Source organism: Amycolatopsis sp. NPDC049159 (genome assembly GCF_040648295.1).
Taxonomy (GTDB): domain Bacteria; phylum Actinomycetota; class Actinomycetes; order Mycobacteriales; family Pseudonocardiaceae; genus Amycolatopsis; species Amycolatopsis pretoriensis_A.
The window spans coordinates 402,488-421,353 of record NZ_JBEZDL010000001.1 but is presented as its reverse complement, the minus strand read 5'-3'; the positions used below and the strand labels follow the sequence as shown (position 1 = coordinate 421,353).

Below are 18,866 nucleotides of genomic sequence, written 5' to 3'. Positions count from 1 at the left end.
TTCGGGTGTGTGACCCGATCGCCCCTCGACGGGGTGAGTGCCGCCCGTTCCGAGGACATCGGCGCGTAATCGGCGCCATACTGTTCGTGCTTCCGGGAGGTCAGCGGTGACTCCCCCGGACGGGGCCGTCACTGGCGAGGCACAATGCGGACGGTCCATATTCACTCGATCGGGGGACGGTGGTTACGAGGTGACGACGCGCGCGACGCCGCGGCTGCGGGCCGTCCTGGCCAACCGCGAGTTCCGCGCGCTGTGGTTCGCCGAAACCCAGTCGATGCTCGGCGACCAGCTGACCATCGTCGCCCTCGCCATCCTGATCTTCGACCGGACCGGCTCGCCGCTGCTGTCGGCCGTCGTCTACTCGCTGACGTTCCTGCCCGCGCTCGCCGGCGGGCTCGGCCTCTCCCAGCTCGCCGACCGGTTCCCCCGCCGGGCGGTGCTGGCGACCGGCTCGCTCGCGCAGGCCGTGCTGATCGGGCTGATGGCCGTGCCCGGGATGCCGATGGCCTGGCTGTTCGTCCTGTTCGTCCTCGCGCGGCTGGCGAACGCGCCGTGCAACGCGGCGCAGAACGCGCTCGGCCGGGAGATCTTCGCCGACGACGACGTCTACCTGCAGAGCCAGGACCTGCGCGGGATCACGAACAACACGGCCATGCTGGCCGGCCTCGCCGCGGGCGGGCTGCTGGTCACCGGCATCGGAACGTCGTGGGCGCTGGCGATCGACGCGCTGACGTTACTGGTCGCCGCCGCCGTGGTGCGGCTGATGATGCTGCGGCGCCCGGCCGCGGGGAACGGGAACGCCCCGTGGTTCGGCGCCGTGAGGCAGGTTTTCGGCGACGAACGGCTGCGGGTGCTGCTCTACCTGTCCTGGCTGGTCGGCCTGGCGGTGATCCCGGAGGGCCTCGCCGCGCCGCTCGCCGCTCAGCTGGGCGCGGGTGACCAGGCGGTCGGCTGGCTGCTGGCCGCCGATCCGCTGGGGTTCGTGCTGGGGACGTTCCTGCTGTCGCGGTTCGTCTCCACCGAGCACCGCCGCAAGCTGCTGGGTGTGCTGGCCGCGTTGCCGCTGGCCGCGCTCGCGGCGTTCGCGCTGCACCCGAACCTGGCGCTCGCGCTGGTCCTGCTCGCGCTGGCCGGTGCGACCGGCGCGTACGTCATCACGGTGTCCGCCACGTTCATCACGTGGGTGCCCAACGACATCCGGGGCAGCGCCGGCGGGCTGTACCGGACCGGGCTGCGCGTCGCCCAGGGTGTGGGCGTCGGCATCGGCGGGCTGGTCGCCCAGTGGCTCGGCTCCGCGAACGCGACGATCGCGCTCGCCGGTGCGGTGGGACTGCTGCTGGCCGTGCCGGTCGGGTTCGCCTGGCGCCGGGTCGGCGGTGCCGAACGGGAACCGCGGCCGTCATGAGCCGGGGGTTCAGAGGTCACGGTTGGCCATCGGGAGCCACCTCTCCGTGCGGTCAAGATCATGAATGGTATTCAGGCGGTCACAGGTCGCGGTTGCGCATGGTCGCCACCTCTCTGGGTAATCGGGGAGGACAATTCGACGGCGCATCAGAGATCGCGGTTGGTCAACGGTGCCACCTCCGTGTGGGGAGCCTGAAGATGCTTTTGGTCCGCGTTCCCGGCAGTTCCACCGAGGACTCGGCAGTTCCGTTGCAGTGGGATGGTACCCGCCGACGGAATGTGTGAACACTCTGGCAGGTACCGATGAGATTACTCAACACCCGAAGTAGGCTGGAAAGGAGGTGACCAATTGCATCCCGGACCAGACGACGCCGCGACCGGCGGCGGCGAACCGGCCGGCGGCGACCGGCCGCGGCCGACGTCGCCGCACGAACAGCCGGACCAGCCGACCACGCCCGGTGGTCCACCCGGGACGGTCCGGCGCGACCACCCGTACTCGCCGCGGAACTGGGCGCTCTGGCGGCGACGTCCCCGCGTCATCGCGTTCATGCTGGGCAGCGAGGGATTGGCCATCGCCGTTCTCGCGGTTTCGCTCGCCTATTCACAGGCGCTCGTTTCCCGCGATTGGCTGAATTTCGGAATCCTCGCGGCAGGCGCGACGGTGCACATTCAGCTGACCCAGCGGCAGGAAGAACGGCGCCGCAACCGCAAAAAGACGGTGCTGATCGACCTCACCGCCGTGTGGACTTTTTCCGCGGCGATGATCCTCCCGGTTCCGCTGACGTTGCTCGTCATCTTCGTCGTCCGGCTCCAGCATTGGTTCATCGCCCGCCGCCCGGCCCACAACTTCATTTTCTCGTCGATCACGCACGGTCTCGCGGCGGTGCTCGCGCACCTCACCTACACCGCGCTCGGCCCCCATTTCCTGGGCACCGGCTGGGACGACTTCCTCGCCGAGTTCGGCGCCATCGTCGTCACCGCCGCGATCTACGAGGCGATCCAGATCGTCTACGTCGGCGGGGCACTCGCGCTCGGCATGTCCTCCGAGCCGACCCTGCGTAACGTCCTGGGCAGCCCGGCCGACAACATGCTCGAAGCGATCACCGTCGGCCTCGGCGCGGTGACCGCGATTCTGCTCGCCGTCGTCCCGCCGATGGTCGTGGTGATGGCGGTCGCCACCGTGGTCTTCAATCGGCTCGCGGAACTCGACCAGCTCCAGAACGACGTCCGGACCGACCCGAAAACGGGCATTCTCAACATGCGCGGCTGGTCGGAGTCAGCGGAGCGGGCACTGGAACGGACCGCTCGATCGAGTGATCAGCTGGCGCTCCTGATGGTCGATCTCGACCACTTCAAGTGGATTAACGACACCTATGGACATCCGGCGGGCGACGACGTGCTCCGCACCGTTGCGCAAACGCTGGACGAAGTGACGAGACCGAGCGACTTGGTCGGCCGTTTCGGCGGTGAGGAATTCCTCATTCTGCTCCCGGACATCGACGAAGAAGCCACCTGGGACGCGGCCGAACGGATACGCGTCGCGATTGCCAAGTTGCACATCGTGACCACGGACAAGCGCGGCGACCCGGCGACGATCGCGGACCGGACCACTTCGATCGGTGTGGCCCGCCACCCCCGCCACGGCGACACCCTGGAGCGCCTCCTCCAGTCCGCGGACGCGGCGGTCTACCTGGCCAAGGAGAACGGCCGCGACCAGGTCTGCTTCGCCCCGGACACGCTCACGCCGCCAGCCGCACCGTGAGCTCGAGCTTGACGAGGACGTCGGCGCAGGTCCGGGCGGCGGAGGGATCGAGCCGCAGCAGCTCACCGCGGTAGCCGCCGGACTCGAGCCGCAGCACCCGGGCCCCGGCCGCGGGCCGCGGGTGACACCAGTGCCGGACGGTTCCGGTCCCGGCCGGGTCCTTGGCGAGCAGGAGGTACTCGTGGCCGAGGTCGTCGGCGACGCGGCCGAGCCCGTTCCACCAGAGGGCGCGCAGGGTCAGGCCGCCGTCGTCGCGAGCGAGGTCGACGGGGGGATCGGCCTCGATGTCGACGCGGAAGCCGAGTTCACCGAGGTGCAGCGCCCGCACTTCGAGCCCGGCACCGGCCCGGTCACCGCCGCCGGCCACTCTGCCCGGCACCGGGCCGCCTGGCCCCAGGTCACGCAGCTCCACCTGCGGCAGCACAGCAGCCACCGCCAGCTCCGCCGCCCGCCGTCCGTCCTCCACCCCCGGCACCAGCGGCGCCCCCAGCAGCTCGTCCACCAACAACCGGCAGCCGCTCGCTTCGGCCCACCCCAGCGCCGCCGTGCGCAGGCCCGGCTCGGCCCGCAACCGCTCCCGCAGCGGCCCGGCCCGCCCGAACCGCCGGCTGTACCGCGCCGCCCGCACCAGCCGAGCCGCCTCCGGGCCCGCCGAGCCGTACCACCCCGTCATCGCCCGGCCGAGCGCATCGAGCTGCCCGGCCAGCACCACCCGCGCCACCGCGTCCGGGCACGTCCGGGCCAGCTCGCGCGGTGCGAGCGACCGCAACGCCCGCGCCAGCGCGCGCAGCTCCGGGCTCCGCGGCCGGCGCACCAGCGCGCCGGGGGCCAGCCGGCGCAAGGCGCGGACCGCGTTCTCCACCGGTACTCCGGGATCGGTCGAGCTCACCGCACGCCCTCCTGGTCACCGCACCCCCGGGGACAGCGTCACCGACCCGGGTGCGCGCGGGGAAGAGGAGATCGGGCGGCCGATCGGGCAGCTTAGGGGAAACCCGCGCCGCGGCACTGGGGTTGTCCCCATGTCGGCCCCGCCGGCGGGCTGGCACCCTGGACCCATGCCAGCCGCCCCCGAGCCGCCGCGCCGCCGCCGACCCTGGTCGACGTCCGGGTGGTTGCTGCTGGTGCTGCTGGTCGTCTTCGCGTTCGGGCTGATCGCCTCGCGCCCGCCGTCGCCGCCCGACCAGGGGCCGCCGACCGGAGACGTGCTCGCCGCGCAGAACGCCGTCGAGGCGCTCGTGCACCCCGGTCCGCACCCCGACGCGCTGGCCCTGCTGCCGAAGGACTTCACCGCGCTCAGCGGCGTCACCCCGGGCGCGCTGCCGGCGCGCGACGGGACCGTCCGCGCGGTCCACGTCGACGGCGGCTGCTCGACGCCGTGGGGCGACGACAACACCAAGTGGGACTACGCCGTGCCGTGCAAGGCGCACGACCTCGGCTACGACCTGCTGCGCTACGCCGACCGCAAGGGCCACCCGCTCGGCCCGGAGGTCCGGGAGGCGCTCGACGACCGGCTCTCCTACGACATGCACCACGCCTGCGACCTCAACCCGATGAACTCCGCGCTCACCTGCCGGGTGGTCGCGTCGTTCTACTCGGCGGGCCTGGTCGTCAACTCGTGGCACCAGCGCTGGGGCCCGCCGGTCGGCGACCCGATCGGGCCGATGGTCGCCGGCGTGCTCGTGATCGCCTGCCTGCTGGTGTTCCGGCTGCGCGGCTGGCTGCGGACCCGCCGCGAACCACGGCAGCCGGCCACCGCCACCCCCGCCGACGTCAGCCGGTGGGCGCTGCTCGGCGCCGGCGGGGTCGTCCTGCTGCTCCTCGGCGAGTCCGTGACGGCGCTCGCGCACTGGGCGGGCGCCGCCGAGACGGCGTGGTGGCCGCTCACCTGGCTCACCCAGCTCACCCCGTTGATCTTCTTCGCCGGCGGCCACGCCAACGCCGCCGGCTGGCGCGCCGAGCAGGAAGCCGGCGGCGGCTACCGCCACTTCCTGGCCGAACGAGCCAGCCCGCTGCTGCGCCCGGCGCTGATCTTCGCCGTCGTCGCGCTGCTGACCCCGCTCGCGCTCGAACTGCTGGGCATCCCGGCCGGCACGACGGCCACGGTCATGCGGATCGCGCTGCACCCGCTCTGGCTGCTCGGGGTCTACCTGCTGACGATCGTCTGCGCGCCCGCGCTGCTGGCCCTGCACCGCCGGGCGCCGGTGAGCGCGGCCGCCGTCCTGCTCGCGCTGGTCGTCGGCGGCGAGGTGCTCGCGGACGCCGTGGGTTCGCCGCTGCCCCGCTACGCGGCGACGTTCGCTCTCGCGCTCCTCGCCCAGCAGCTCGCCTTCGCCCACGCCGACGGCGTACGCCCGGCACGACGGCTGCTCGCCGCGGCCGCCGCGACCGGGGTGGCGGGCCTCGTCGTGGCGAGCGTCCTGCGGGCCGGACCACCTGTCCTGCTCGGCAGCCCGGGCGCCCCGGCGGCGTTGTCGGCGCCGCCGTGGGGCGTGCTGCTGCTCGGCCTGGTCCAGCTGAGCCTGCTCGGGCTCCTCGCCGGCCCGCTGGCGCGCCTCGGCCGCCGTCCCGGCGTCGCCACCGCCTGCCGGTTCGTCCTGCGCGCGCCGATGAGCCTCTACCTGGCGTTCCTCGCCGCGATGCTGCTGCTCGTCGCCGTCGTCTACCTGCCGGGGCGGATCGCCGACGGCCTGAGCTGGCTGATCCGGCCGCGGACGCTGGTCGCGGTCGGGCTGCTCGCGGTGCCCGCGACCGTGGTCTTCTGGTGGTTCGAGCGGCACAGCCACGGTGCACGGGCACCTCGCGCGGCCGAGCTCCCCGGCCGCCGGACGGCGGTGCTCACGAGGGCCGCGGCCGTGCTCGGCATCGGCTACGCGATGCTCGGCGTGTTCGGCTTCGCGCTGACCCGGTTCGGCGGGGTGGCCGCCGACGCCGACCTGCTCGGCCTGCGGCTCGACCCGATCCAGAGCCTGGTGCACCTGCTCCTCGGGGTCTTCCTGCTGCACACGATCCGGATCGGCGCGGGCGCGGCGACCGGCACCTGGCTGGCCACGGCGCTGGCCTGCGCGCCCTCGCTGCTGTTCGCCGCGGACGGCGGCACGCCCGGATTCCTCGGCGTCACCCTGCACGCCGTGACGGCGGCGTTCGCCCTGCTCGCCGCGGCCGGCACGCTGCTGCCGGCCGGACGTCCGGCGGGTGCGGCTTCCTGACCAGGCGAAAGCGCCGGTCCTGCGGGAAACTGGGTGGTGCATGACACATTCGCGGGGGGATGTGTAACGCTACGGCAACCCGGGGCAGGCACCATGCGTCCCAACCCCAGGACCACCGATCGAAGCAGTGAGGAGTCGCCCGCGTGGATCACCCGCCGCGGAACGGGCAAGGCGACCGCCGCCCCGCCCGGCCCTGGCAGGACGAGCCGGGCCGGCGCACCCCACCGCCGTCCCGCCGCCCGGCGCCCCGCCGCGAGCCCGTGGACGCCCGCCGTCCCGCTCCCGCGCCGCGCCGCCCCCAGCCGCGCCCGGTCGCGCGGGGCCGACGCAACTCCTTCCGCGGCGCGAAGATCGCGCTGGCCGTCGTCTCGCTGCTGGTGATGGGCCTGACCGGGTACGCGTGGGCGGCCATGCAGGGCCTGGTCAACGGGCTGAACTACGCGAACGTGATCAGCGACGACGCCGGCGGCGACAAGCCGGCCGACGGCGCCCGCGACATCCTGCTGGTCGGCCTGGACAGCCGCACCGACGCCCAGGGCAACCCCCTGCCGCGCGAGGTGCTCGACGAGCTGCGCGCCGGCGAGTCCGACGGCGAGCTCAACACCGACTCGCTCATCTTCGTGCACATCCCGAACGACGGCAGCAAGGCCGTCGCGATGTCCCTGCCGCGCGACTCCTACGTCGACATCCCCGGCTACGGCAAGCACAAGATCAACTCGGCGTACGCCCGCGCGATGCTCGCGGCCCGCAAGGACCTGCAGAAGCAAGGCGTCACCGACCCGAAGGAGCTCGACGTCAAGGCCAACCAGGCCGGGGCGAAGGAGCTGATCCAGACGATCGAGAAGCTCACCGGGTCGACCATCGACAACTACGCCGCGGTCAACCTGCTCGGTTTCAGCGACATCACCAAGGCCATCGGCGGCGTCGACGTCTGCCTGAACGACAACGTCAAGGACCAGTACTCCGGGGCGAACTTCAGCAAGGGCCAGCACACGATCTCCGGCGTCGAGGCGCTCGAGTTCGTCCGCCAGCGCCACGGCCTGCCCAACGGCGACCTCGACCGGGTCGTCCGGCAGCAGGTGTTCATGGCCGGCATGGCCCGCAAGGTGCTCTCGGCGGGCACGCTGACCAACCCCGGCAAGCTCAACGACCTGATCGACGCCATCAAGAAGTCGGTCGTGCTCAACCAGAACTGGGACATCTTCGGGTTCGCCCAGCAGATGAAGGGCCTGACCGGCGGCCAGCTCGAGTTCCGGACCATCCCGGTGAAGAACGTCGAGTACCGGACCCCCGAGGACGGCGTCGCCATCCAGGTCGACCCCACCGAGGTCAAGCAGTTCGTGCAGAGCCTCGCCGGACCGCAGCCCGGCCAGACGTCGCAGCCGCCCGCGCCGCAGGCCGACCCAGCCAACAAGGCGACCACGGTCGACGTCCGCAACGCCTCCGGCAAGACCGGCCTGGCCGCGAGCGTCGCCAAGACCCTCGAAGGCAAGGGCTTCACCTCCGGCGACACGGCGAACGCGACCTCGCGCAAGACGACGGTCATCTGGGTGCCGAAGGGCGGCAAGGACAAGGGCCAGGCCGTCGCGGACGCCCTGGGCGGCTCGCCGACGATCCAGGAGGACAAGAGCGTCCAGGCCGGTCACGTGCTGGTCTTCCTCGGCGCCGACTTCCAGGGCGCCACCTCCGACGCGAACTCGGGCGCCGGTGCCGGTGCTTCCTCGAGCGCGCCGTCCCAGGCCGCCGCGCCGCCCGCCGACGCGGAGAAGCCGATCACGGCCGAGGGCGTTCCCTGCGTCAACTGACCCCCGGGAATGCGCCGGTGAGCGAGCCGGCGTTAACCCGTTCGGCCTAACTCGCGCAATCGGTATCAAAGACATGCGCGAATTCGCGTAAGGGTCGGGCTCCTGCGCACTTACATACACGTGAGGGTGCACCTGCACGGGAAAGTTGTCACAACCGTACGGGTGCCGCGGGAGCGCACGGCAGGGGAAATTGATGTGCTGATCGACGGCGAGGAGTACCAGCGGATACTCGGGGACGAGCTCCGGAAGCTCCGGCGCAGCCGGGGCTGGACGCGCAAGGAGCTCAACCAGCACCTGCAGAGCGAGATTTCGCTGCAGACGCTGGCCACCTACGAACTGGGCACGAGACAGTGCTCCGTCGTGCGCCTGGTCGAGCTGTGCGTCGCGATGGACGAGCTGCCCCAGGACCTGCTGGCGAAGGTTCACCGCCGCGTGTTCGTCGACGAGCCCGGCCGGGTCCGCGTCGACCTGCGCAAGGTCGTCGCCGACGAGTCCCCCGAACTGCTCCCCCTGCGCCGCTGGGCCGAGGACCGGCTGCGCCAGTCGGGCGAGCACGGCGCCGCCGAGGTGGCGCTCGACCTGCCCGCGCTGGAGCGCATGGCCGAGCTCTGCGAGCTGCCGACCGTCGAGCTGATCGCCGGCCTCCGCCGCTACGTCTCCCGCTAGTCCCAGCCCGGTCGTGGGTGTTCAGGGCGGTCAGAACCGCCCTGGACACCCACGGCCCTCAGCCGACCAGGAAGTCTTCGCGCCGCACCTTCCGGGTGTCCAGCCAGTAGCGCCAGGTGAAGCCCGGCCAAATGGTGCGGTTGACGCCCTTGGCGTCGAGGTACCAGCTCTTGCAGCCGCCGCGCGTCCAGATGCCCTTCGCCAGCTTGCGCTGGATGTCGGTGTTGAACCGCTCCTGCACCTCGGGCTTCGGCTCGATCGCCCGGCCCCGGGCCAGCCGCAGCGCCTCCGCGACGTAGGAGATCTGGGCCTCGATCATGAACACGACCGAGTTGTGCCCGAGCCCGGTGTTCGGGCCGAGCAGGAAGAACAGGTTCGGGAAGCCCGCGACGGTGATCCCCAGGTGCGTCCGCATCCCCTCGGTCGCCCACTCCTTACCGAGGTTGCGCCCGTCGCGGCCGACGATCTCCAGGTCGTCGAAGGCGTCGGTGACGTGGAAGCCGGTGCCGTAGATGATGACGTCGGCCTCGTGCTCGACCCCCGCCGCGTCGACGACGCTGCGTTCGCGCACCTCCCGCACGCCGTCGGTGACGACGTCGACGTTGTCCCGCGCCAGCGCCGGGTAGTACTCGTTGGAGATGAGCACGCGCTTGCAGCCCATGGTGTAGTCCGGCGTGACCTTACGACGTAAGGTCGGGTCGCTGATCGCGCGGTCGATGTTCCGCTTGGCCAGGCGCTGGCCCAGCTTCATCACCCACGACTGGCCGTTGAAGCCGATCGCGCGCGCTTCGAGCAGCCAGTAGAGCAGGTTCCGGTAGGCGCGCTGGGCCGGCGGGAACGCCCTGAACAGCGCGCGGGTGCGCCCGGACATCTCGTGGTCGGCCTTGGGCATGATCCACGGCGGCGTCCGCTGGAACAGCGTCAGCTCGGCCACCTCGGGCGCGATCTTCGGCACGAACTGGACCGCGCTGGCGCCGGTGCCGATGACGGCGACCTTCTTGCCCTCGAGGTCGACGTCGTGGCGCCACTGCGCGGAGTGGTATGCCGGGCCCGCGAACTTCTCGATGCCCGGCAGGTCCGGGACCATCGGCAGGTGCAGCGCGCCGACCCCGGCGACCAGGGCGTTCCCCACGAACTCGTCGCCGCCCCTCGTGGCGACGTGCCAGCGGTTGCCCTCGGCGTCCCAGCGGGCGCCGGTCATCTCCTGGCCGAACCGGACGAAGCGGCGCAGGTCGTACTTGTCGGCGACCTCGCGCATGTAGCGCCAGATCTCCGGCTGCGGCGAGTAGGCCCGCGACCAGCCCGGGTTCTGCTCGAAGGAGAACGAGTACATGTGCGACGGGATGTCGCAGGCGCACCCCGGGTAGCTGTTGTCGCGCCAGGTGCCGCCGACGTCCTGCGCCTTTTCGAGGATGACGAAGTCGTCGCGCCCCTCCTTGCGCAGCTGGATCGCCATGCCGAGACCGGAGAAGCCGGTCCCGACGATGACGACCCCGGTTTCCGTGCGGTTGCCCATGGCGCCCTCCCGTTGCCTGTTACTCGTCGTCCATCTTACTCAGAGTAGGTTACTGCCGGTAGAGTGTTGCCCATGACGACCGCGAAGCGCAAGCGCATGCCCCGGGCCGAGCGGATGCGGCAGATGGTCGAGGTCGCCGAAGAGGTCTTCGCGGCACGCGGCTACGCGGCGGCGTCGATGGACGAGATCGCCGAACTGGTGGGCGTCTCGAAGCCGATGCTCTACGAGTACTTCAACTCGAAGGAAGGCCTGCTGCTGGCCTGCATCCGCGAGTCACGGTCGATCCTGCGCGAGGTCACCGAGCAGGCGACGGTCGGCGCGGCGACGGCCGAGGACGCGCTGCGCCGCGGCCTGCTCGCCTTCTTCGTCTTCATCCGCGAGCGGCGCCAGGCGTGGTCGCTGCTGCGCCACGAAATGGCGCTGATCGGCACGCCGGCCGCGGACGAGGTCGAGGAGACCCGCCGCCAGCAGACCGACCTGATCGCCGCGTTGATGAGCGGCTACTTCGACAGCGGCGACGACCTGCGGGCCGAAGCGGCCGCGGAATTCGTGGTCGGGGCGTGCGAACGGCTCGCGATCTGGTGTGAGAAACACGATGAGGTGAACCCCGAGACGGCCACCGAATACGCTATGGACGTGCTGTGGAGCGGCTTGCAGCACCGTGCACGGTAGCCTGCAAGTGCATTAGGCCATTCGGTCGTTACTCACTGCTGTCGTGTCCTGTGACACAGAGTTGCTCTACGGTACTGAAGACACGGTAGAAAGTGTGCTGGACCCTCGCGACCGAGAGGGGGCGCGGAAAGCGTGATCCGAAAAGCAGCGTCATGGAATCGCGGCGACCGCGTCACGGTTGTGAAGGCATGAGAGGGGCGTGAGGCAGATGGTGGAAGCGATCACGGCGACGTACGTCCAAGAGGACGCCGACTGGACGATCACGGTCAGCGGCCAGGGCAAGGAGCTGACCGCGCGGGCACCCGGCATCATCGCCGCCCGCGACCGGGCCGACCAGCTGGTCGAGGAGCTCGCGGTCGACGGCAAGGCAACGGTGGTGCACCTGCTCAACGGCAGCGCGCTGGACTTCACGAGCGCGTACATGACCGCGCGGCTGACGCTCCCGAAGCTCCCGCCGCTCGAGGTCCCGCCGCCGGGCAGCGTGCCGAAGCAGCAGACCACGGAGGCCGCGCAGGTCCCGGAGGTCGCGGACAAGAAGCCGCAGCTGCCCCCGAGCAAGCAGCTCCCGAAGGCGGTCGAGGACCGCAAGGCCCCGGCCGAGCCGGCGCCCGCCACGGAGAGCAAGGCGCCGGCCAACCAGGCCTGAGCCGCTACTTGAGGAGCTTGCGCACCAGCAGGACGAGCACCAGGATCCCGCCACCGATCAGCGGGTACTTCACCTTGGGGTTGTCCAGCTTGGCGCGCACGCCGTCCTTGGCCGCGTCGGCGAGCTTCTTGGGGTCGGCCTTGACGGTCAGCTGGTCGAGCGTCGCCGCCAGAGCGGTCCTGGCCTGCTCGATCTCACGCTCGATCGTCTCGGGGTCGCGAGCCACGTTTCCTCCTCGCCGCATGGGTCTTCCGAGCCCCAACTTAGTCGACCGCCCCACCGCTCCCGCACGGGCCACGCCGCACGCTAGGCTTCCCCGTGCTGCGGGCCCGTAGCCCAATTGGCAGAGGCACATGGTTTAGGTCCATGCCAGTGAGAGTTCGAGTCTCTCCGGGCCCACTTCACCGCTCCGGCCAGCGCTTCCGCGCGCGCCGTCCCGGGCGGGAACTCCAGCTGACCGCCATCCCTGTCCTTCGTGTCCGCCACCCCGACGGTCTTCGCTTGACTGTCTTCCGGGGGTGCGCCTCCGGACCCCCACCGTGGTCACGTCCGGGAGGCCGGCGCCCACTTCTCCCCGGCGTACGTCGCCAGCGTGCGGGGTTCCTTCCCCGTCAGCCGCCGGAAGTCGTCGGTGACCGCGGCGAACGCGCCCGCTCGCACCAGCTCGAACAGGTGCAGCATGTGGTCGACCCACGCCTCGGGACGCCCGGACTTCGCGAAGTGCTCCCGGTGCTCCGCCGGCGTCACGTCCCGGAGCCGGATCGGCCGCCCCGACGTCTCCGCCAGCACCCGCGCCACCTCCCCGAACGTCAGCGCCGCCGGCCCGGTGATCGTGTAGCCGCGGCCGTCGTGCCCCGGCGACGTCAAGACCGCGACCGCCGCGTCGGCGAGGTCGCGCGTGTCGGTGAACCCGGCCCGGCCACTCCCCGCGTACAGCTCGCCAGTCTCGCGAAGCGCCTTCGCGAACACCCACTCGTCCTCGTCGAAGTTCTGCAGGAACCAGTTCGGCCGCAGCACGGTCCAGCGCTTGCCGGACCGCTGCACCGCCAGCTCGACCGCCCGGCGCGGCGCGTGGTCCGGCGTCCGGTCGACCCCCGCCGCCGACATCAGCACCACCCGCCCGGCCGGCGACGCGGCGAGGAACCGCGCGACCAGCGCGGCGGCACCGTCGTCGCTGTCCAGCCCCTTGACGAACAGCGTGCCGGCGTCGCCGAGCGCCGGGGCCCACGTCGTCTCGTCGTACCAGTCGAACCGCACCGGGGTCACCGGACCCCGCGCCGCACCCGGGTGGCGGCTCGCGGCCCGCACCGGCACCCCCGCCGCCGTCAACGCGGCCACCACGCGCCGGCCCGCCTTGCCCGTCGCTCCTTCGACCCAAACCGTCATGCGCCCAAGCTAGGCCCGGAGAACGAGACGCAGAATGGCTGAAAAGCGCGTTGTGTTGTCCGATCGTCTCGCTAGGGTGAGCCCATGGACGTGCTCGCGGACGTGCTCACCGCGCTGCGCGCGGGCACCCCGGTCGCGGCCCACACCGAGGCGCACGCGCCGTGGGGCCTGCGCTTCGACCACACCACGGGAGCCGCGTTCCACGTCGTCCTCGACGGCACGTCCTGGCTGACCCCGCTGCCCGGCGGCCCCGGCTTCGAGCCGGTCGAGCTCGGTCCCGGTGACGTCGTCCTGCTCGGCCGCGGCGTCCCGCACGCGATGACGTCCGCACCCGGCACGCCCCAGGTCGCCTTCCGGCCCGAACGGCCGTCGCCGGCCACCCCCTTCGGCCGCGTCTCGCTGCCGGGTCCCGGCGCCCGCGCGACGATCGTCTGCGGCGCGTACCGGCTGCGGCGCCACCGGCCGCACCCGCTCCTGCGGGACCTGCCCGAGGTCGTGCACCTGCCCGCCGCGCCGGGGCGCCACCCCGGGCTGCGCGCGATGGTCGGGCTCCTGCGCGACGAACTCGCCGCGCACCCGCCCGGTGCCGCCGTGGTCGCGCCGTCGCTGGTCGACGCGCTGCTCGTCTACATGCTCCGCGCCTGGCTGAGCGAGACCGCAGGCGCGCCCGGGTGGTCGGGCGCGCTCGCCGACCCGGTGACGGCGCGGGCGCTGGCCGCCATCCACGGCGAACCGGCCCGGGCGTGGACCGTCGAGCAGCTCGGCGCCGCGGCCGGGCTGTCCCGGGCCGCGTTCGCGCGCCGGTTCACCGCGCTGGTCGGCGAACCGCCGCTGACCTACCTCACCCGCTGGCGCATGACGACGGCCGCGCGGCTGCTCCGCGAGACCGACCGTCCGCTGGCGCAGGTGGCCTCGGCCGTCGGCTACGGGTCGGCGTTCGCCTTCGCCAAAGCCTTCCGCCGCGAGTACGCGACCACCCCCGGCGGCTACCGCTCGCTCAGCTGAATTCGACGGTGATGTGCGGCGCCAGCGCCCGCAGGAAGTCCGGCGCGTCGAAGATCTCCCCCGCCGACGCGACGCCCTTCACCCGCGCCCGCCCGGTGAGGATCCGCTCGACGGCCTCCACCGCGAGCGGCGCGCTGACCGCGTAGATGTCCTGCCCGTGCGCGACGGCCCGGCGTTCCTCGTCGCCACGCCGCACCCGGACGTCCACCACGAACGTCTCCGCCGCGTCGCGCTCGGCGGCCGCCGCCAGGCCCTGCACCGCGTCGACCGTCATGTACGACGTCACCGAAGGGACCGCCAGGTGCCGCGGGATCGTCACGATGTCGGCCATCGAGAACTCGCCGAGCACCGGCCGCGTACCGAGCGGCTCGGGGAAGCTCCACTCCAGCGACGGCAGGGCGTCGTCGCGGTGCTCCAGCCGGCCGCCCGCGAACCGGACGCGTCTGCCGCCGCGGCGTTCGCGGGACACCTGGCCGGCCGCGAGGGTGCCCGGCGTCGGGTGCCAGCCGCTCAGCCCGTAGGCGACGTGCACCTCGCCGGCCGACGGCCAGTCGCCCATCGCCGCCGTGGCCAGCAGGTCGCCCAGGCCGCCGAAGAACGCCATCGCGGGCACCACCGCGGTGTCGGCGGCGAGCGCGAAGGTGTCGAGGTTGGCTTCGATCTCCGCGGCGACGTCGACGTAGGGAATGCCGGCGCGGATCGCCGCCGAGGCCAGCGGGAGCGCCGTCGCGGCGAATGGGCCGGCGCAGTTGATCACCGCCGCGACGCCGTCGAGCGCGCGGTCGAGGGCGGCCGGGTCGTCGACCGACGCGGGCCGCCCGCCCGGCAGCTTCGCCGCGTCGCGCCCGGAAAGGACCGGGGTGAAGCCGCGCTCGCGCAGCTCGGCCACCACGAAGCGGCCGGTGAGCCCGTAAGCGCCGTAAACCAGTACCGAAGTCATGAAGCAATCCTCGCGACCTTGGTTCGGCGGCGACAGTGTCCGGAACGACGTGATGCGTACACTTTCGGACATGCACGCTGTCGCGCTCGCCGCCACCGACGGGATGCTCTCGTTCGAGCTGACGATCGCCACCGAGGTGTTCGGCGAGAACCCCCGCTACGACTTCGCGGTGTGCGGCAACGAGCCCGTGCGGGTCGGCCGCTTCCTGCTCGAACCCGACGACGGCCTGGACCGGCTGGCGCGCGTGGACACGGTGCTCGTGCCGGGGTGGGCCGACGTCGACGCGGCCCCGCCCGCCGGCCTCGTCGACGCGGTGCGCGCGGCCCACGCGCGGGGTGCACGGGTGGCGTCGCTCTGCACGGGCGCGTTCGTGCTGGCCGCCGCCGGCCTGCTCGACGGGCTGCGCGCGACCACGCACTGGGCGCACACCGACGTCCTCGCGGCCCGCTACCCGCGGGTGACGGTGGACCCGGACGTGCTCTACGTCGACAACGGCCAGGTGCTGACGTCCGCCGGCAAGGCCGCGGCGATGGACCTGTGCCTGCACCTGGTGCGCGCCGACCACGGCCCGTCGGTCGCGAACGCGGTCGCCCGCCGCCTGGTCGTGCCACCGCACCGCGCGGGCGGCCAGGCCCAGTTCGTCGCGGCCCCGGTCCCCACGCGCGACGACCACCCGCTCTCGGCGCTGCTCCCGTGGATCACCGCCCGCCTCGACCGGCCGCTGACCGTCGAGGACCTGGCCCGCCAGGCCAACATGAGTTCCCGCCACCTGGGCCGCCACTTCCGCGCGGCGACCGGCACGACGCCGTTGCAGTGGCTGCTCACCCAGCGCATCCGCCGCGCACAGGAGCTGTTGGAGAACACCGACAACGGCGTCGAGTCCATCGCGGAGGCGGTCGGCATGGGCACGGCGACGACGTTGCGCCGCCACTTCAACCGCGCGGTCGGCGTACCCCCGGACACTTACCGCCGCACTTTCCGCGGTTAGGGTTCGCCGCCCGCTCGCGGTCCCTTGCCTTCACTCCGGCGCAGAAGATTCCCGTGCGTAGCCCGAGTTGTCCACATCCGAGCGCCGCTGTGGACAACCTCGCCGCTGCGGCCCCGATCCACCGGTTTTGTCGGCCGGGCCCGATACGCTGGACGAGGGACGCCCCCCAGGGAGCGGTGGGGGTGCCCGCGGGCCGCTCCTGGGCCTGGAACAGCCGGTCGGGCTCGTATCTGCCCCGAACACGTCGTCGTGAGCGCGGTCGCCGCCGTCGCGCTCGACGAGCTGCGCGACCTGGTCGCGCCAGCGGAGCGGATCGTCCGGTCCATCCCGCTGCCGACCGCGAGCCGCCGGGCGAGCCGCACCGCGATGTACCCGGACGACGTCGTCGCCCGTGCCCTGTTCGAGCGCGTCGGCGACGTCGTCGTGCCGGCGGACGAACCGACCCTGGCCACCTTCAGCGCCGCCACCGCGACCTTCGCCGCGCACCTGGACCAGCTCGCGACGATCGCGGCTGGATGGCCGAACACGGTGTCACCCCCGCGGACGCCGACGGCTACCTCGCCCACGTCTTCGGCGAACTCGGCCGCACCCTGGCCGGGTTCGACGGCACCCTCGGCGAGCTGGCCCGCAAGCACGAGACGCCCGGCGGGATCAACGAGCAGTTCCGGACGGCCGTACGAGATCCGGAGCGCGTGCGCCGTGCCCTCGACGACGTCCTCGCCCGCGTGAAAGGTCAGTAGCGCACGTCGCTCTGCAGCAACGGCGGGTACACAGTGGACGGTTCGCCGTCGACCGTCGTGCCCGCGAACTGCAGCATCGCCCGCTGGGCGCCGTGCATCGGGGCGGGGTAGTCCAAAGTGGGCGCCGAGACCTCGTCCAGCGTCGCGAGCTGAGCCGGCGACAGCGTGACGTCCAGCGCCGCGAGGTTGCCGGTCAGGTGCTCCCGCCGCCGCGCGCCGACGATCGGGACCACCGTGCCGGGCCGGGCCAGCAGCCACGCCAGTGACACCGCCGCCGACGTCGTCCCGAGTTCGTCCGCGATCCCGGCGACGGCCTCGATCACGGCGAACTCCGCTTCGGACGGGCCGCCGACGAAGGCCGCGCGGGCCGAGTCGGTGACGTCGGTGCCGCGCCGGTACTTGCCCGACAGGAAGCCGTTCTTCAACGGGCTCCACGGCGTCAGCGCGAGGCCCTGGTCGAGCGCGAACGGCGCGAGTTCGCCTTCGACGGTCCGCGCCAGCAGCGAGTACTCGACCTGCAGCGCGATCAGCGGCGTCCAGCCCCGCAGCAGCGCCGTCGTGTGGGCCTGCGCGGTCACCCACGCCGGGGTGTTGGAGAAGCCGACGTACCGGATCTTGCCCGCGCGCACGAGGTCGTCGAGGGTCCGCATCGTTTCCTCGACCGGCGTGTGGCGGTCCCAGTTGTGCAGCCAGTAGAGGTCGAGGTGGTCGGTCCGCAGCCGCCGGAGCGACTCGTCGAGCTGGGCGGTGATCGACCCGCGGCCGGCGCCGCCGCCGTTGGGGTCGCCGGGGAACATGTTGCCGAAGAACTTCGACGCCAGCACGACGCGCTCGCGGCGGCCGGGGTGCGCGGCGAAGAAGTCGCCGAGGATCTTTTCGGAGTGGCCGTTGGTGTAGAAGTTCGCGGTGTCGACGAAATTGCCGCCGTGGTCGAGGTAGGTCGCGAGGATCTTTTCGGACTCCTCGACGCCGCAGCCGGCGCCACCGGGGTCCTCGCCGAAGGTCATGGCGCCCAGGGCGAAGGGGCTGACGCGGAGGCCGGACCGGCCGAGGGTGACGTAGTGGTCGAGTGGCACGAAACTCTCCTTGCGTGTCGGATCGGTCAACCCAGGAAACCGCGTTAACCGGGCATTTGGTAGATCGATGCCCGCACGCCCTTGCACGATCCTCTCGACTTGAGTTTCCTGGAGTGGTGCTCACCGAGATCCGGGACCTCGTCGCCGCCCACGCGCACGCCGACCTGCGCACGCCGGTCCCCGGCCTGCTTCTGTCCAAAGTGGACACGAGCGAGCCGCACCACTCGCTGGCCGAGCCGCTGTTCGTCATCATGGCCCAAGGCGGCAAGCGGCTGCTGCTCGGCGACCGCGTCCACGAGTACCGCGCCGGGCAGTACCTGCTGGTCAGCACCGAACTGCCGGTCACGGGACACTTCGTCGGCGCGACCCCGCGAACGCCGGCGCTCGGCCTCGGCCTGACGCTGCGCCCGGCGGCGATCGCCCCGCTGCTGCTGGAGTCCCCGCCCGGGCGCTGGTCCCGCACCCCACCGCCGTCCCCGATCGCGACCGGCGACGCGACCCCGGAACTCCTCGACGCGGCGCTGCGGCTGCTGCGCCTGCTCGACCACCCGGCCGACGCCCCGGTGCTGGCCCCGCTGATCGAGCGCGAGGTCCTCTGGCGCCTGCTGACCGGCCCGCACGGCGGCCTGGTGCGCCAGATCGGCCTGGCGGACAGCGGCCTGTCGCACGTCAGCCGGGCGATCCGCTGGATCAGGTCCAACTACGCCGAGCCCATGCGCATCGAGGAACTCGCGCGCCTGAGCGACCTGAGCGCCTCGGCGTTCCACCGCCACTTCCGCGCGGTGACGGCGATGAGCCCGCTGCAGTTCCAGAAGCGCATCCGCCTCCAGGAGGCCCGTTCCCTGCTGCTGGCGGACGCGGGCGACGTCGCGGGCGTCGGGCACCTCGTGGGGTACGACAGCCCGTCGCAGTTCAACCGCGAGTACCGCCGCCTGTTCGGCGCCCCACCCGGCCAGGACGCGGCCCGGCTGCGGGAGGCCGCCGCGCCCGCGGGGCCGCAGCTGCCTTGAGTGCCGATCCGTTCAAGACGGCCGCCCCCGCCGGGTGCGACGCT

General features: G+C 72.3%; 17 protein-coding genes and 1 tRNA gene. 12 read left to right on the top strand and 6 right to left on the bottom strand.

What is annotated here, in order from left to right:
* Nucleotides 1-190 precede the first annotated feature (190 nt).
* Nucleotides 191-1,405 (top strand): MFS transporter, encoded by a 1,215-nt coding sequence (locus AB0B33_RS02020; RefSeq protein ID WP_360765635.1) that lies wholly within the window; start codon nt 191-193, stop codon nt 1,403-1,405.
* Between the two features lie 546 nt (nt 1,406-1,951).
* Nucleotides 1,952-3,166: a GGDEF domain-containing protein gene (locus tag AB0B33_RS02015; RefSeq protein ID WP_247019296.1), complete on the top strand. Its 1,215-nt coding sequence runs from the start codon at nt 1,952-1,954 to the stop codon at nt 3,164-3,166.
* Here the strand turns inward: AB0B33_RS02015 and AB0B33_RS02010 are convergent.
* Entirely contained in the window at nt 3,144-4,055 is a 912-nt protein-coding gene (locus AB0B33_RS02010) for a hypothetical protein (protein ID WP_360765632.1), read from the bottom strand. The genes AB0B33_RS02015 and AB0B33_RS02010 overlap by 23 nt on opposite strands.
* A gap of 166 nt (nt 4,056-4,221) precedes the next feature.
* On the opposite strand from AB0B33_RS02010, the gene AB0B33_RS02005 reads away from it, so the two are divergent.
* The 3 genes from AB0B33_RS02005 to AB0B33_RS01995 all read left to right on the top strand — a co-directional run bounded on the left by AB0B33_RS02005 (nt 4,222) and on the right by AB0B33_RS01995 (nt 8,843).
* Entirely contained in the window at nt 4,222-6,372 is a 2,151-nt protein-coding gene (locus AB0B33_RS02005; RefSeq protein WP_360765629.1) for a phospholipase, read from the top strand.
* Between the two features lie 143 nt (nt 6,373-6,515).
* Nucleotides 6,516-8,177, top strand: coding sequence for an LCP family protein (locus AB0B33_RS02000; protein WP_360765627.1), 1,662 nt, complete (start codon nt 6,516-6,518; stop codon nt 8,175-8,177).
* A gap of 195 nt (nt 8,178-8,372) precedes the next feature.
* Nucleotides 8,373-8,843, top strand: coding sequence for a helix-turn-helix domain-containing protein (locus AB0B33_RS01995; protein ID WP_247019289.1), 471 nt, complete (start codon nt 8,373-8,375; stop codon nt 8,841-8,843).
* 58 nt (nt 8,844-8,901) lie between these two features.
* Here AB0B33_RS01995 and AB0B33_RS01990 read toward each other — a convergent pair whose 3' ends face one another.
* Entirely contained in the window at nt 8,902-10,359 is a 1,458-nt protein-coding gene (locus tag AB0B33_RS01990; RefSeq protein ID WP_247019287.1) for an NAD(P)/FAD-dependent oxidoreductase, read from the bottom strand.
* A gap of 72 nt (nt 10,360-10,431) precedes the next feature.
* Between AB0B33_RS01990 and AB0B33_RS01985 the strand changes: the two genes are divergently transcribed.
* Nucleotides 10,432-11,031: a TetR/AcrR family transcriptional regulator gene (locus AB0B33_RS01985; RefSeq protein WP_247019285.1), complete on the top strand. Its 600-nt coding sequence runs from the start codon at nt 10,432-10,434 to the stop codon at nt 11,029-11,031.
* Nucleotides 11,032-11,239: 208 nt separating this feature from the next.
* Nucleotides 11,240-11,677 carry a hypothetical protein gene (locus AB0B33_RS01980; protein ID WP_247025538.1) on the top strand — a complete coding sequence of 146 codons (438 nt, stop codon included), beginning with the start codon at nt 11,240-11,242 and terminating at the stop codon, nt 11,675-11,677.
* A 4-nt stretch (nt 11,678-11,681) separates the two neighbouring features.
* Here AB0B33_RS01980 and AB0B33_RS01975 read toward each other — a convergent pair whose 3' ends face one another.
* Nucleotides 11,682-11,903: a DUF3618 domain-containing protein gene (locus AB0B33_RS01975; RefSeq protein ID WP_086864478.1), complete on the bottom strand. Its 222-nt coding sequence runs from the start codon at nt 11,901-11,903 to the stop codon at nt 11,682-11,684.
* Between the two features lie 99 nt (nt 11,904-12,002).
* Between AB0B33_RS01975 and AB0B33_RS01970 the strand changes: the two genes are divergently transcribed.
* Nucleotides 12,003-12,076 (top strand) — tRNA-Leu (locus AB0B33_RS01970).
* A gap of 144 nt (nt 12,077-12,220) precedes the next feature.
* Here the strand turns inward: AB0B33_RS01970 and AB0B33_RS01965 are convergent.
* Nucleotides 12,221-13,063 carry an NAD(P)H-binding protein gene (locus AB0B33_RS01965; protein WP_360765622.1) on the bottom strand — a complete coding sequence of 281 codons (843 nt, stop codon included), beginning with the start codon at nt 13,061-13,063 and terminating at the stop codon, nt 12,221-12,223.
* 84 nt (nt 13,064-13,147) lie between these two features.
* Here AB0B33_RS01965 and AB0B33_RS01960 point away from each other — a divergent pair, with 84 nt between their 5' ends.
* The gene (locus tag AB0B33_RS01960) at nt 13,148-14,068 is read left to right on the top strand and encodes an AraC family transcriptional regulator (protein ID WP_360765619.1); all 921 of its coding nucleotides are present in this window, start codon (nt 13,148-13,150) and stop codon (nt 14,066-14,068) included.
* Here the strand turns inward: AB0B33_RS01960 and AB0B33_RS01955 are convergent.
* A complete protein-coding gene (locus tag AB0B33_RS01955; RefSeq protein WP_360765617.1) occupies nt 14,061-15,008 on the bottom strand; it encodes a saccharopine dehydrogenase NADP-binding domain-containing protein in 948 nt (315 codons plus the stop codon). The genes AB0B33_RS01960 and AB0B33_RS01955 overlap by 8 nt on opposite strands.
* Before the next feature lie 70 nt (nt 15,009-15,078).
* Here AB0B33_RS01955 and AB0B33_RS01950 point away from each other — a divergent pair, with 70 nt between their 5' ends.
* On the top strand, nt 15,079-15,996 hold the full coding sequence (locus tag AB0B33_RS01950; RefSeq protein ID WP_360765614.1) for a helix-turn-helix domain-containing protein: 918 nt from the start codon (nt 15,079-15,081) through the stop codon (nt 15,994-15,996).
* A 515-nt stretch (nt 15,997-16,511) separates the two neighbouring features.
* Complete coding sequence (locus AB0B33_RS01945; protein WP_360765611.1) at nt 16,512-16,736, top strand: hypothetical protein; 225 nt, start codon at nt 16,512-16,514, stop codon at nt 16,734-16,736.
* Here the strand turns inward: AB0B33_RS01945 and AB0B33_RS01940 are convergent.
* On the bottom strand, nt 16,730-17,812 hold the full coding sequence (locus tag AB0B33_RS01940) for an aldo/keto reductase (protein ID WP_360765608.1): 1,083 nt from the start codon (nt 17,810-17,812) through the stop codon (nt 16,730-16,732). The genes AB0B33_RS01945 and AB0B33_RS01940 overlap by 7 nt on opposite strands.
* Nucleotides 17,813-17,928: 116 nt before the next feature.
* On the opposite strand from AB0B33_RS01940, the gene AB0B33_RS01935 reads away from it, so the two are divergent.
* Complete coding sequence (locus AB0B33_RS01935) at nt 17,929-18,822, top strand: AraC family transcriptional regulator (RefSeq protein ID WP_360765605.1); 894 nt, start codon at nt 17,929-17,931, stop codon at nt 18,820-18,822.
* Nucleotides 18,823-18,866: the final 44 nt, after the last annotated feature.